The organism is Rahnella rivi (assembly GCF_019049655.1).
GTDB classification, from domain to species: domain Bacteria; phylum Pseudomonadota; class Gammaproteobacteria; order Enterobacterales; family Enterobacteriaceae; genus Rahnella; species Rahnella rivi.
This window is the reverse complement of record NZ_JAFMOX010000052.1, coordinates 85,946-99,690: the sequence shown is the minus strand read 5'-3', so window position 1 is coordinate 99,690 and position 13,745 is coordinate 85,946. Positions and strand designations below refer to the sequence as shown.

Genomic DNA, 13,745 nt, shown 5'->3' with positions numbered 1-13,745 from the left:
ACAAGAAAATATTATCTATTAGTTTTATTATGAATGTCACTGATTACATCGAGGTAATACTCTTTCTCCTTCCCCTTGAACACTAATCCGAACCCATGATTAATTATAACTCCAACGCTTTTTAAAAGATCGATTTTTGGTTTGGAAGCAGAGTCATTATAATAATAATGAGGAATGTAATATATTACCTCATGTTGTAAGTTTATTTTATTTGTAATTCTATTTCTTTCTCTGAATGTAAGCAACCACCAAAGATCAATCTCTACAAAATCCAAATTCAAGCCTACGACATATACATCCTTAGTAAAAAAATCATCGATCCAACTATTACCAACATCATTTCTTTTCAACCGTTTTGTAAGCGGTTCGTTGTACGATTTATTGGAATACTGACTTCCGGTAGTTGTATAACCCCGCATGCTTTGCAAATAACCACTGTAATGCTCATAGCCAAGGATTATTGAACTTGGGTTATTCAATGCTCCATGTATATGCCATATTTTTTTGTTTTTCACATTATGATGTCTGAAGATATTGTATTTGCTTTCTTTTATTATACCTTCATTCTTTAAATCTTCAGGTCTAACGCCGTCATCTAGGCAATATTCAAACGCCAAATCATAGTTTGTTGTTAGTATATTATTGCATTCTAATTCTATTATTTTCTGGTGGATTTCATTTGGCTTTATTGTATTTATCTTTGATGCAATGGAATTTTTTATTTTATTTTCTGAAAATCCATTCATTTGTTTATGTGAAATATTAAAATAAATCTCTTCATAAGCTAGTGGAAATGGTTTTCCATGTGTGTCAATTATTATCCCATATGTTTCCCCTAGACTATTTAGAACGTCAAGCCAAGAATTTCCATTTGTAATATTATTTATGCCATTTCCAATAAGAAGTGAATAATCGCGCATTTCTATCCCTTTTTTTAGATGAATTTCTTACACCCTACTACTGATAGTATAATACTAATCATTAACATGTTCGACACCGATATGTGCGATCTTACCTAGCAATAGTGGAGCTTTGCAAGTAGACCTATAATCGAGTCCTCAAATTATATATCTTCCACACATTCACTGCGATTAGGTAGACTTTACTAACAGTATTCCGTGTGAATCAATTGGAAAAAGGTCAGAGGATACAGATCAATAAGATCTATCAGACATTTTACCACGTGAGAGTAGGGCAAAGATGTTATTTTAATTAAAACTAACCATCAGCACCTATACTTTGAGCCGATTCTGGACGAACCGACTCAAACTACAAACACATGGAATTCACCAGATAATAGAACATGTTACAATTATTTATACCACTCTGACTTAATGGCAGCAAAATCCATGAATTTCCATTCCTCCTTCCAGAGTTGCCAATAAGGAATATCATTTGAAGATGGGGAGTGAGTACATGGTTCAATTTGGACTATTGAGGGGAGAATTATAGATTCACCAACTAGTAATGCTTCCCCTTGACGAAACGATGTCATTTTATCGATTAAAGAACCGAGCGAGTCTGGAAGTAACTTTTTAACGTATCCTTGATCCGCTGGATTGGTTAACCGCATAGCAATAAAGTTGCTGCACTGTGAAAATATTGTTTCGGATATCTCGGACGGACGCTGACTTGCTAGCAGTAGCGTCACACCATATTTTCTACCCTCCTTTGCAATTCGCTCTATGGCTACTTTTGAAGAACGATATTTCGACAGATCACTATTAGGGACATATTTATGTGCTTCTTCATAAACTAATAGAATCGGAATGTCATTATTGATTTTTTCATTAGGATTTTTGGCACAACGCATACGCTTGTATATGTAACCATATTCGAAGACGAGGCGTGAAATAAGGGATACTGTTATGCTCAAAACTTCGAACGGAACTCCACTTAGGTCAATAACGGTTACGTTCGACTTACTCTTCGAAGAGTATCCCAGCAGCTTTTGGAGGGTTTCTTCAAATGTAGTTTTCATGGATTCTTCACCAAGGAAGAAATTTAATCTACTGTCATTAAGTTTGTTTTCAAGTCGATTCACAAAGTTCGTCAATTTTCCATGGAGACTACCCTGCGTATATTTTGGCTGCCCCGCTTTTTCTTTGTTGCTTGCCGCGTAAACTTCTCCAGTATCAATCATCTCTTCATTTTTTGCGATCGTGTATGCAAGGACTTGCTGAATATCGAACAGGATAGGAGTGTCGAGGTGGATATTTTGTTTTTCAGCATCTGAACCAGAGAATTTCGCAAGTCTGTCTTTTACTATAGCTTCTTTAAAAATATTTCTCTGGTTGTGATCATTGGCCTCAGTATCGAGGAAAAATTCTTCCAACTCTTCACTGTTCAGCATCCAATATGGTAAAACTAAATTGGATATATCAATGTGATTTGCTGATGGAAATGCTGATTTATACTCGGAGTGGATGTCGAAGATAATCACATGTGAATTATTTAGTGAGAAATTCCCTCCTTTTTCGGAGACAGCTTTCTGAATAATAGTCGCTAAAGTATGTGATTTTCCGGAACCAGTGGAACCGACAACTGCAATATGCTTATTAAAAAATTTATTTCCGTTGACGGGAACAGGAACACTGATGTTTGAGGCTAATGTAGCAAAACGGAAAGATGCCTCTTTAGGAACTGAGTCTTCATAGATTTTCTTTATGTCAGCGATGGTTGCTGGCTGAACTTCTTTTGGGGGAATTGCTAGAGAATCACCACCACGCTCAAACTTACCATTTCTTAAGATGCCTAAAGGAAAAGCTTCAATGATGTGATCCCGCTTTCCATCAACGCTAACTGCAATCTGGAAGTTTTCAATGATTGCGATGAGGACTGCGTTTTCGTTGTCAGCAATTTTGACGTAAGAACCAACTTTCAATGATTCTTCCGCTATCTTAAAGTTTTCGAGGTCATCCACAACTATACGTACTTTATCTGGGAAAACGGCAATGACTTGGGCATTGATCTGTTCTTCCTGTCTGTGGTCCATTTTCATTTTCCTTCAACTAGATTATTGATTTAATGTCTGAAAGTTGTTCTATCTGAATTTTGACGTGTTGGACTGCTGGTTTGTTGTATTCAAAAAAGCTAGGGCCTATGTGAAATTGGTAAATACGCCGAGTTTTAGTAATGGTATCAATAGTATTTACAACGTTTTGAAGAGTATTCAGAACCTTAAGCTGGATACCATTGCCATGCGTAGCTTTCAGCATAACCGATTGACAATTAAACTCAGCACCATGGAAGTCGTGACCGTCAATGATCTTAAAACCTTCGATGCTGAGTTCATTTTTAAGTGCAAGTAACTCACTGTCTGGTACCCCTTGCACATAAATGTACGGACAGAACGGAGAAGGCTCTCGCTTCGACAATTTGGACCACTTACGGGAAATCTCAAATAAAAGATTCTTGAGTTCGTATCGAACGTAAGAAGCCGCATCTAGCTCTACAAGAAAGAAACGTTCGAAAGGAGATATGTTCACTTCTGAGAAATATTCATTACGTAGGGCTGAAAAATGTGTTTTCTTTCCTTTTTTCTCTACGAACCATTCATTGAAGAGAATACTGGAAGTGTTAATCTTTTTCAAAAAATCGCCCTTGGTAATTGAGCGATTTGTTTGAGTAGCCTCTATTGAAAGCTCGCGTATAACAGCTAGAGAGTTATTGTAATAAAAGTATTCGGCTGAAAACGACTTAATATTAAATATTGATTTGAGAACATCGATCACTTCACGAAACTGTGTATCAAAATCCACTGCTCTGATGTTTATGGTTAACCGCTTCAGAAACTCTTCAAGATCTGCATCGGTAAGTTGTAAATCCTGATGATGATGGTAGGTAACTTTTTCTTTGGTGTAGGTAAGAAAGTGCTTCTTTAGGAATGCAATGTCTATCTCTATATCTAGTTTTTCTTGACCATACGCATAATGTCCGTAAATGGAGTACAACATCTTTTGCTTCGTACCTACTAGCGTTTCCTTGAAATGTGATAGCATATGCTTAATAGCATCTTTAATAACAGAGTGATTATATTCTGTCTTGGCGTAATACTTGCATTGTGTGGCAGTGACTTCAGTTGCAGTTCGAATATCAATGTCCTCAATGCATTCGATTTCAACGGATTCGTCTAAGGATGTTAATTTTAAGATGCTGAGAATAGTAAGATCAAATTGATAAAAATAACCTCGTATTGTATCAACTGCACTTCTGTCGGCCATGATGTATCCAATAGTTATCGTTGATGTTTTTTAATATTGACTCTCATATTTTTCAGTATGTTACAATTAGATGCATAGTCCAGTTTCTGTGCATGAAAAATTCCAGCAACTAGCGTTTTCGAATAAGCATCCCCATGAAAGTCTTCGATTATTATACCTCTTAATATCCCACAGAGTGCTCTTCGTAGTCAGAAAATGAGAACCCGATAACATCAGCTCATTGATTTACTCCCTACGCAGTATGCGAGTTAGAAACGTCCGCTTCTCGCACAAAGCAAACATGCGTACCTGAACAGTCCGCTCATGCGAGGAGCAGACATTCGTCTTTACCTACCCCAGACTCCCAGCCTCCGGGGTTCCCTGATGAAAAACCAGCCTCCAATGCCTGCTATCAGAACACTCCCAACATGAAGTACGAAGGGAAGCCCTGGTACCCTCCGGATGAATTGTCCGGTAATGCAATATGGCAAAATCATCCCTGATGCTGATGAGCCGGAAGTCGCTGCTGAGAATAGCAGGGGCACCTTCTTCGGCGGTAAGAGAATCAATCGTCTCCTGCCGATTCACCCTTACACCTGATCGTGTGATTTCCGTGAACTCAGGGTGAAGTATCTGTTCAAGCCATTTCCGATCGTTCCCTTTGGCACCGTGAAGGGTGCATTCGAGCGATGTAAGCTTTTCCAGCAACATGGCGTTCCTCCTCGTTAAATTCTGACAGTCGCGCTTATTACTTTAATCATTTTGTGGCGCTTCGCTAAAATGATTTAAACGTAACCAGGGATTCTGATACAAGGCCGCCAGTATGCAGACACAAAAGATCCGCGGAGGTCCAGTTTGCAAAGAACAGGACATGAGAGTGTCTGGATTATCCGCGCTGAATACAAAGAGAGATGCATGAATATTCTTATCGCGAAAATCACTCCGGACAACAACGGTTTTTTGGCGTTAAAAGAGGAGAGCATGGCTGCTGGATTTAACATGCTACGCAGACTTGAAGAAAACTGGCTCAACGGGCAGAACCGCTTTGATAAACCCGGTGAGAATTTGTTAGGTTTTTACGCTGACAGATTACTGATTGCCGTATGCGGATTAAACCAAGATCCTTACATGCCTTCAGTCCGGGCCGGACGACTCCGTCATCTCTATGTAGGAATCGAGTGGAGAAGAATGCGGGCCGGTATCACTCTGCTCAAAACAATACTGGAAGGTTCTGAGCGCTGGTTTGATTTTATCAATACTAACGCGCCTCAGTCAGCATTCAGCTTCTATGAAGGTGCTGGCTTTATTCCACTGGCAGATGCCGGTAACGTTACCCACCGCCTCTACATGAACACATATCAATTTCATCCTCTGAACTGATGCAGGTTGATTGAGACACCATGTTGTTCATCACGTTTGTTTAGCGCGAACACTGCAAGCAGGAGGCAGACGCTTCTTTGTGAACTTCATTCCGCCGCGCTGACATAAAAAAACCGGGCTTTTGCCCGGTTTTCGTTTGCAGCACGTGCTGAAATTACAGCCCGTTTTCGGCAATATCCATGGCGAAATACGTCAGGATAATGTCTGCGCCCGCACGTTTGATCGCACCCAGGCTTTCACGCACCACGGCACGCTCGTCGATGGCACCGGCCTGCGCCGCGAATTTGATCATCGCGTATTCGCCGCTGACCTGATACGCCGCCAGTGGCAGACGGGAGGCTTCGCGGATGTCGCGGATAATATCGAGATAGGCACCGGCAGGTTTCACCATCAGCGCGTCGGCGCCTTCCTGTTCATCGAGCAGGGATTCGCGCACCGCTTCGCGGCGGTTCATCGGGTTCATCTGATATTGTTTGCGGTTGCCTTTCAGCACGCTGCCGCCCGCTTCACGAAAAGGTCCGTAGAGCGAAGACGCAAATTTGGTGGAGTACGCCATGATCGAGGTGTCGATGAAGCCGGCTTCGTCCAGAGCGCTGCGGATAGCCTGCACCTGACCATCCTGTGCAGCGGAAGGCGCGATGAAATCTGCGCCAGCGGCGGCGGCAACCACGGCTTGTCTGCCGAGGTTTTTCAGCGTCGCATCGTTATCTACGCCGTGATCGTGCAGGACACCACAGTGGCCGTGCGAAGTGTATTCGCAGAAGCAGGTGTCAGACATGACGATCATTTCAGGCACGGTGTCTTTGCAAATGCGCGCCATACGGGCAACCAGACCGTTTTCGTTCCAGGTATCGCTGCCGGTGGCATCCATATGATGCGAAATCCCGAAGGTCATGACGGAGCGGATACCGGCGCGGGCATAACGTTCAATTTCAAACGCCAGACGGGATTCGGGGATACGTTGCACACCGGGCATGGCTTCGATAGGTACGTATTCAGAAGACTCTTCCTCTACGAAAATCGGCAGCACCAAATCGTTGACGCTAAATTCAGTTTCCTGAAAAAGTGTACGCAGGGATTCGGACTGTCTCAGGCGGCGAAGGCGTGAGCTCGGGAACTGATTCGACATGAAAACTCCTAAAAATTAATCTGTTGCGCTGAAATTTTTAAAAACAGGAGCGCAGACAGTTCAGACGGCAGGAGGCATTGCAGCGCCGTCAGACGATGAAGCCCGCATTTTATAATAACTTTTAAACAAATGATGAACTTTCCGTGAGGAGATGTAACAGAGGCCGCATTTTTGGCAAGGCGATCCCGGATGAGGGATCGCCTGACGCACACTAACCCAGCCTGATTTCGCGATCGGCGGAGGCGATGGTCGAAGGCCGGTGCGCGATAAATATCCGCGTGATATCCAGTTCGCTGATGGCCTGATTAATGCGCATTTCGTTGTCCAGATCCAGATGGCTGGTGGCCTCATCGAGGAACAGAATGGCCGGACGGCGGTAAAGCGCACGGGCGATCAGCACACGCTGTTTCTGACCGCCGGACAGGCTGCCGCCCAGTTCGCTTATCAGCGTTTCATAGCCCATCGGCATGCGTTCAATATCATCATGGATATTGCAACGGCGGGCGCAATCGATGATGCGCGCCTCGTCTTTCTGCTCGTCAAAACTGGCGATGTTCTCGGCGATGGATCCGGCGAACAGCGTATCATCCTGTAACACACAGGCGATGCAGCTGCGGTAATTGTTCAGACCGGCGGTGGTGATGTCCATGCCGTTGATCAGAATTCGGCCTTCGGTTGGCGTCAGTAAACCGGTCATGATTTTCATCAGCGTGGTTTTGCCCTGCCCGGACGGCCCGGTGATCGCCACACTCTCCCCCGCTGCCACCGACAGATTCAGCCCGTTAATCAGCGGCGCGGTCAGGCCATCGTACTGAAACACCAGATCGCGCACATCCAGCGACGCCGCCTCGCCCGCCCGCAACAACTCACGCTCCGGCAGCGATTTTTCAGTGTCAGTCAGCGCAATATCCGCGATACGGTCACGGTGCAGCGACAGCATTTTCAGCTGTAACATCATATTCAGCAGATTGGCTGCACGTTCTGAAAACTGCCCGCGATAGGTGTTGAACGCCACAAACATGCCGAGCGTCATATGGCCGTCGATCACCTGCGTGGCGCCCAGCCACAGCAGCGCCACCTGATCCAGCGTGGCGATCAGCGTATTACCGCCGGTAAACATCATTTCAAACTTGGTTTTACGCACCGTCGCATTGGCGTTATCAATGTTCAGATTCAGCCAGAAATTGGCGCGCGCTTTCGATAAACCGAGCGCTTTCAGCGTGCTGATGCCGTAGAGCGTTTCCATAAAATGCGAACCGGCGCGCGCACCTTTGACGATTTGTTCCTCCGAAACCTGACGATATGCGTTGTACGTTGCCAGACGGAAAACGACGTACACCGCCGTGAAGCCGAGGATCACCCAAATCAGCCAGCCGCCGTACAACACCATCATCACTATCAGCCCCACCGACATAATGCCGTCGATAATACTGTTCACCACGTTGGTGGTCAGCGTGGTACGCAGCGTGTCGAGCGAGGTAAAGCGAGACTGAATGTCGCCGAGTTTGCGCTTCTCAAAATAGTCGAGCGGCAGTTTCATCAGATGATCGAACAGCCGCGCTTTCCACTGCACGTCAATCAGCGTACTCATCACCAGCGAAGTCCAGGCGCGCAGCATGCTGACGCCGGTGCGGAAAATGATAAAGAACAGCAGGCCGAGGCAAATCAGCGTCAGTAAATCCGGATCTTTCGCCGGGATCACGTGGTCCATCACCAGCTGCATCCCCACCGGCAGCAGCAGATTGACGGATTCAATCATCAGCGACAGGCAAAAGATTTTGGTCAGCGCCGGAATAAGCCCGCTGACGGTACCCATCATTTTGCGCAGATTGAGACGCACGCGCGGTTTTTCAGAGGTAAAACCATTGTCAGGCCAAAGCTCGAGCGCCACGCCGGTGAAATGCTCGGAAACTTCGCGCAGCCCCAGTGAACGGCGGCCAAATGCGGGATCGTGAATAATGACCTTGCCCTGTTTAACGCCGACCAGTACCACAAAATGGTTGAGATCCCAGTGTAAAATACAGGGCGTTTTCAGTGCGTTAAGTTCGTCGATGTCCAGCTTCAGCGCGCGGGATTTCATCTCATTCGCCGCCGCGATATCCATCAGCGTGCGCAGCGTCGCACCGCGTGACGAAATACCGTGGCGCTGGCGCAGACTCTGTAAATCAACGTGTTTGCCGTGATAACCAAACACCATCGCCAGACTCGCCAGCCCGCACTCGGCGGCTTCAGTCTGGATAATCTGCGGCACACGCTGGCGCCAGCTAAAGTGCAGGCGGTCAGCCAGCTCCCGTACATTATCGAGATTCATTGATCGGCCCCACCACGCTTTTCTTCATGCTGTAATACGGAGACAACATCCACTGATATAGCGGCCTTTTCTCCAGGAATAATGTCGATTCGGCTTTCATGCCGCTGGATAAATTCAGCGTCTCGCCGTGCCAGTCCATCGCTTTTTTATCCAGTGACACAATCACTTTGTAATACGGCCCGCTGACCGTGCCGCTGGCGTTTCGCGGTGCGCTGGCGTAGGAATTCAGTTCCTGCTCCGAAACCGGCGCAGAGGAAATCGATTCCACCTTGCCGGGGAACTGGCCATATTTTTCAAACGGATAGGCTTCGTAACGAATATTGATGTGCTCGCCCGCTTTCACGTAAGGCACGCTTTCATTGGGCAACCAGGCAACCAGAAAGAACGGGGAATTGCTGGCAGGTACCAGCTGCGCGAGGCTGTCCCCGGCATTGACCATCTGGCCAGGCGTGACGCTCAGCGAGGAGATTTTGCCGGAGGTTGGCGCCGTGATCAGCAATGAACCTCTGGCATCAGCCTGCGCCAGCTGACGTTCAAGATCATTACGCTGATAGCCGTACTGCGAAATCTGGTTATCGAACTCGGCGGCGCGCGTCACCAGTTCGCTGCGCAGATTGGTGATTTGCAACGCTTCCTGAATCGCCTGAGTGTTCAGGCTCTGGAATGACGTTTGTTGCTGATAAAACAGATAGCGCTGATTATTCAGCTGATCGGTATTGATCAGCCCCTTCTTCTGATATGCACCGTAGTTCTGCATGCTTTTCTTCATCGCATCCAGTCCTTCCTGCGCGGAATCCACCATGCTTTGTGAAACCTGATGGGCTTTCTCATATTGCTCTAACTGCTGTTGCAGGTTTTGCAGCGTTTCCTGCTTATTGCGTTGAAGTTGCGCGACGATGGCATCAATTTGCTCACGCTGTTTTTTAATCGCGGCGAGCGTGGTGGTGCTCACGTTGCCCGCCTGCGTCACCCGGCTGACGTCAATTTCATACAGCGGCTGGCCTTTTTTAACCGGTTTACCGGTATCGACATACAGCTCAGTGATCACGCCCTGTTCTGGGCTGAATAAGTTAATGCTGTGCGGCTGGGTGATAATTTCACCACTGACATTTATCCGTCGGGTGTAATTAGTGAAGATTAGGAATATGAGTAAGGAAATAAGAAAAACAGCGGTCAGTGACGTCACAATCCATAGGGGCCAGCCGGCGAGTAATAACGCTTTACCCGTCCAGTGATTTTGCTGATGTTCATTGACCTCTTTGCGAAAGAGCATATTTATTGTTCCGGAAAAACAGGCTGTAAAAACAGAATCTTTGAAAGATAGCAGCCAGAAAACCTCCTGCCACCGCGATTACTCTGAAACATCGCTGGCGGTATTTCCGTATGGAGACAGTCACGCGGTAATATTAATTTACTTTCTGTAGTGAAAATAATATCTCTCAGTCGTCCGGTTATTTTTTATACGCCAAATGAATAAATCAGATAAGCTTAAGTATTAATTCACATTAAAAACATATAGTTAAACTTAAAATTCTACTTAGGAGATTATTCCTAGTCAAATTCTTCTCCGGGTGCTCTAGGCTTAATCCCTGTGAAGACATTGCGTAGAAATTATCTCCATAGCATTACTCAATGTTTTCATCGCCCCCGGAATATCGGGGACTGGCTTTAACAGATAAGAGGATGACCTAAGATGAAACAATTAACAGAACGTGATATTGAAATGGTTAATGGTGCGGGTTGGTCGGAAGATGTGAATAAAGTGGCCGACCGCTTGTCAAACTTTGGTCAGGACGCGGTAAGTGATACCGGTAATGCGGTGAACAAAGCGTATTCACAAATTTCCGACGGTCTTGCTAAAGCACAGAACTATCTGACAACCTAGTTTACAGTCTTTAAAGGTTTATCAGAGTTATACCAGCCCCCATTTATTTGGGGGCTTTTTTTTGTCGCAGATTTACTTATGACAAAATAAACGTCAGACACCCGCCCTGGTTTTATCGCTCTTCACCATGCTGTTTTTCAGCTTGCCGATGAGCTCACGGCGGAAATCGCCGAGTTTGGGTTTATCCCCTTCCAGCCACGGCAGCGGGCGGCAGAGCTCCATGGTTTTGATGCCCAGACGCGCGGTCAGCAATCCGGCACCGATACCTTGCGCCGCACGGGCAGACAGACGCGCCGCCAGGTCCTGTGACATCCAGTCCATCCCCACTTCGCGCACCAGTTCGGACGCCCCGGCGAAGGCCATATTCAGCAGCACCAGACGGAATAAACGGATGCGGCTGTAATAACCCAGTTCGATGCCGTACAGCACGGCGATGCGGTTGACCAGACGCAGGTTGCGCCAGGCGATAAACGCCATATCCACCAGCGCCAGCGGGCTGACGGCGATCATCAGCGCCGATTCCGCCGCTGAATGGCTGATCTCACGTCGCGCCTGCGCATCGAGCACCGGCTGAACTAACCGCGCGTAAAGCTCGACCACTTCACGGTCATTCTGGGTTTCATGCAGCGACGCCTGCCAGCGTTGTAATGCCGGATGGCTGTTATCGAGCCCCGCCTGCGCCGCCAGCTTTTCGCAGAAAGCCCGCCCCTGCCCCAGTCCGTGACTGTGCATTAACTCACGAGCCTTATCGCGCTCGTCGGCACGCTGCCGCAGGCGGTATAAGCGCCGCCATTCGGTGGCGATTGAGCCGACACCCGCGAGGATAATCAGCCCGCCTGCCGTGCAGGCACCGAGTGCCACCCAATCCTGTTGGATCCAGGCCTGATGCACCAATTGAACGCCCTGCGCCACCACGCTGATGCCCAGCACCGCCACGCCCAGACGCACCAGTTTACTCCACACGCTGCGGCGCGGTTTGAGTGCGCGGCTGAGTACCGCTTCGGCCTCGCCCTCTTCCTGTTGTTCATCCGTTTCGGTGGTGACCGGAATGAAGCGCTCTGAAGCGAATTCGTCAAATGCCAGCGCCGGTTTGATCACCGGTTCGGCCGGGGCTTTTAATTCCGTTTCAAAATCGATACGCGGTTTTAAAGGTTCGCTCATCGCATTTTATCTCCCAGTAAAAACTCCATCACCGCATCCAGACGGATGTGCGGCAACGGCTGATCCACGCTCATTTCCCGCGGACGAAACTCGTCAAAATGGAAACCTTGTTTTTGCCAGAACGCGTGCCCCGGCAGGCGCGCCGGCACTTCGCCGGGGAAAACGGTCAGCGGCGCGCCGTCCTGCAAACGGTGACCTTTCAGCGCAGGCAAACTTTGCCCCTGATATTCCACCAGGCCGGTTTCCGTCGCCTGAACAGAAGCCAGTCCGGCGCAATCCATGCTGATGCCTTCGAACGCCGCGTTCTGCCACGCTTCCTGCACCAGTTGCTGTAACAACGACACCAGATTGGCGTGCTGATCGCCGGTGATGTGATCGGCTTTGGTGGCGGCGAACATCAGTTTGTCGATGCAGGGATTAAACAGGCGGCGGAACAGCGTGCGTTTACCGTAGTGGAAACTTTGCATCAGCTGAGTCAGCGCGAGGCGCATGTCATTGAACGCCTGCGGCCCGCTGTTAAGCGGTTGCAGGCAATCGACCAACACAATCTGGCGGTCAAATTTCACAAAGTGATCTTTATAGAAGCCTTTCACGATGTGCTGACAGTAGTAGTCGAACCGCGCGCGCAGCATGCCGAGATTGCTGTTTTTATCTGCCTGCGCCAGTTGCGCGTCAGAATAGCGGTTCAGTTCAGGCCACGGGAAAAATTGCAGTGCGGGCGCACCGGCCATATCGCCCGGCAGAACAAAACGCCCCGGCTGGATAAAGTGTAAACCTTCGGTTTTGCAGCGCACCAGATAGTCGATATACGCCTGTGCAATCGCGCCCAGCAGATTTTCATCCGCCGGCGCCAGCGGATCGCATTGTTCGCACAGCGTCAGCCACGGCTTCGCCCATTCTGCGCGATCGCCCTGTAACAGCCCCGCCATCTGGCGTGACCAGTCGAGATACTGTTGCTCGAGCATCGGTAAATCCAGCAGCCATTCACCGGGATAATCGACAATTTCCAGATATAACGTGGAGGTATCTTTGAAGTGACGCAGCAGGGAATCGTTGGAGCGGTAACGCAGTGCGAGGCGGATTTCGCTGACGCCACGGGTTGGCGTTGGCCACGCAGGCGGCGTGCCGAAAAGCGACGCCAGCCCTTCATCATAGGCAAAGCGCGAGACGCCCAGATCCCGCTGGGGTACGCGTTTCACGCCCAGCAGTCGCTCCTCGCGGGCAGCCGAAAACAGCGGTAAACGTGCGCCGCTGTGCATGTGTAAAAGCTGGTTAACGAAGGCGGTAATAAATGCGGTTTTTCCGCTGCGGCTTAAACCGGTGACGGCCAGCCGCAGATGCCTGTCCATGCCGCGATTGATCAGTGAATTAAACTCGTTTTGTAGTCTTTTCATTGCTCTCCCTGGCGTAGCGCCCAAACAGCGCGGTCAAAATACGTTTGAATAACGGTTCTAATAATAGTGCTAAAACGTAACGAACGGGTCCTTTTGCTACCACGCCCAGCACGCGCGCCGCCAGCCCGGCAGGGCCAAAAGTCAGCGCCAGCGTCACGATCACGCCGAAAATTTTCTTCAACAGGCTGCTTTTACCCGGCAGCGAGGAATGCAGATAACGGGTCATAAAGATTCCTTAAGCGGGGACGTGAAAAGGAGGTGGCAACCGGCGCGACGTCCGGCG

At 48.1% G+C, this 13,745-nt stretch carries 12 protein-coding genes; 2 read left to right on the top strand and 10 right to left on the bottom strand.

The features are described from left to right. Positions 1-11: 11 nt before the first annotated feature. The 4 genes from J1779_RS07175 to J1779_RS07160 all read right to left on the bottom strand — a co-directional run bounded on the left by J1779_RS07175 (position 12) and on the right by J1779_RS07160 (position 4,913). A complete protein-coding gene (locus J1779_RS07175; RefSeq protein WP_217203300.1) occupies positions 12-920 on the bottom strand; it encodes an SIR2 family protein in 909 nt (302 codons plus the stop codon). 392 nt (positions 921-1,312) lie between these two features. After that, entirely contained in the window at positions 1,313-2,995 is a 1,683-nt protein-coding gene (locus tag J1779_RS07170; RefSeq protein WP_217203297.1) for an ATP-binding protein, read from the bottom strand. A gap of 16 nt (positions 2,996-3,011) precedes the next feature. Further along, positions 3,012-4,223 (bottom strand): DUF4297 family anti-phage-associated protein, encoded by a 1,212-nt coding sequence (locus tag J1779_RS07165; protein ID WP_217203296.1) that lies wholly within the window; start codon positions 4,221-4,223, stop codon positions 3,012-3,014. 330 nt (positions 4,224-4,553) lie between these two features. Next, complete coding sequence (locus J1779_RS07160) at positions 4,554-4,913, bottom strand: nuclear transport factor 2 family protein (protein WP_217203294.1); 360 nt, start codon at positions 4,911-4,913, stop codon at positions 4,554-4,556. Between the two features lie 204 nt (positions 4,914-5,117). Here J1779_RS07160 and J1779_RS07155 point away from each other — a divergent pair, with 204 nt between their 5' ends. Beyond that, a complete protein-coding gene (locus J1779_RS07155; protein ID WP_217203292.1) occupies positions 5,118-5,582 on the top strand; it encodes a GNAT family N-acetyltransferase in 465 nt (154 codons plus the stop codon). A 154-nt stretch (positions 5,583-5,736) separates the two neighbouring features. On the opposite strand, the gene hemB is transcribed toward J1779_RS07155, so the two are convergent. From hemB to J1779_RS07140, 3 genes are all read right to left on the bottom strand, one after another. Further along, the gene (gene hemB / locus J1779_RS07150; protein ID WP_056780997.1) at positions 5,737-6,711 is read right to left on the bottom strand and encodes a porphobilinogen synthase; all 975 of its coding nucleotides are present in this window, start codon (positions 6,709-6,711) and stop codon (positions 5,737-5,739) included. Between the two features lie 211 nt (positions 6,712-6,922). Beyond that, the gene (locus tag J1779_RS07145) at positions 6,923-9,022 is read right to left on the bottom strand and encodes a peptidase domain-containing ABC transporter (RefSeq protein ID WP_217203290.1); all 2,100 of its coding nucleotides are present in this window, start codon (positions 9,020-9,022) and stop codon (positions 6,923-6,925) included. Further along, on the bottom strand, positions 9,009-10,295 hold the full coding sequence (locus tag J1779_RS07140; protein WP_122095568.1) for an HlyD family secretion protein: 1,287 nt from the start codon (positions 10,293-10,295) through the stop codon (positions 9,009-9,011). The genes J1779_RS07145 and J1779_RS07140 overlap by 14 nt, the downstream gene beginning before the upstream one ends. A 420-nt stretch (positions 10,296-10,715) precedes the next feature. Between J1779_RS07140 and J1779_RS07135 the strand changes: the two genes are divergently transcribed. Beyond that, positions 10,716-10,907, top strand: coding sequence for a hypothetical protein (locus tag J1779_RS07135; protein ID WP_056781007.1), 192 nt, complete (start codon positions 10,716-10,718; stop codon positions 10,905-10,907). Between the two features lie 93 nt (positions 10,908-11,000). On the opposite strand, the gene J1779_RS07130 is transcribed toward J1779_RS07135, so the two are convergent. Genes J1779_RS07130 through J1779_RS07120 form a run of 3 tightly spaced genes read right to left on the bottom strand, consistent with a single transcriptional unit; the run spans position 11,001 to position 13,688 of the window. Beyond that, the gene (locus J1779_RS07130) at positions 11,001-12,068 is read right to left on the bottom strand and encodes a YcjF family protein (protein ID WP_217203288.1); all 1,068 of its coding nucleotides are present in this window, start codon (positions 12,066-12,068) and stop codon (positions 11,001-11,003) included. After that, positions 12,065-13,462: a YcjX family GTP-binding protein gene (locus J1779_RS07125; RefSeq protein ID WP_217203287.1), complete on the bottom strand. Its 1,398-nt coding sequence runs from the start codon at positions 13,460-13,462 to the stop codon at positions 12,065-12,067. The genes J1779_RS07130 and J1779_RS07125 overlap by 4 nt, the downstream gene beginning before the upstream one ends. After that, entirely contained in the window at positions 13,437-13,688 is a 252-nt protein-coding gene (locus tag J1779_RS07120) for a phage shock protein PspD (protein WP_056773717.1), read from the bottom strand. The genes J1779_RS07125 and J1779_RS07120 overlap by 26 nt, the downstream gene beginning before the upstream one ends. Positions 13,689-13,745 lie beyond the last annotated feature (57 nt).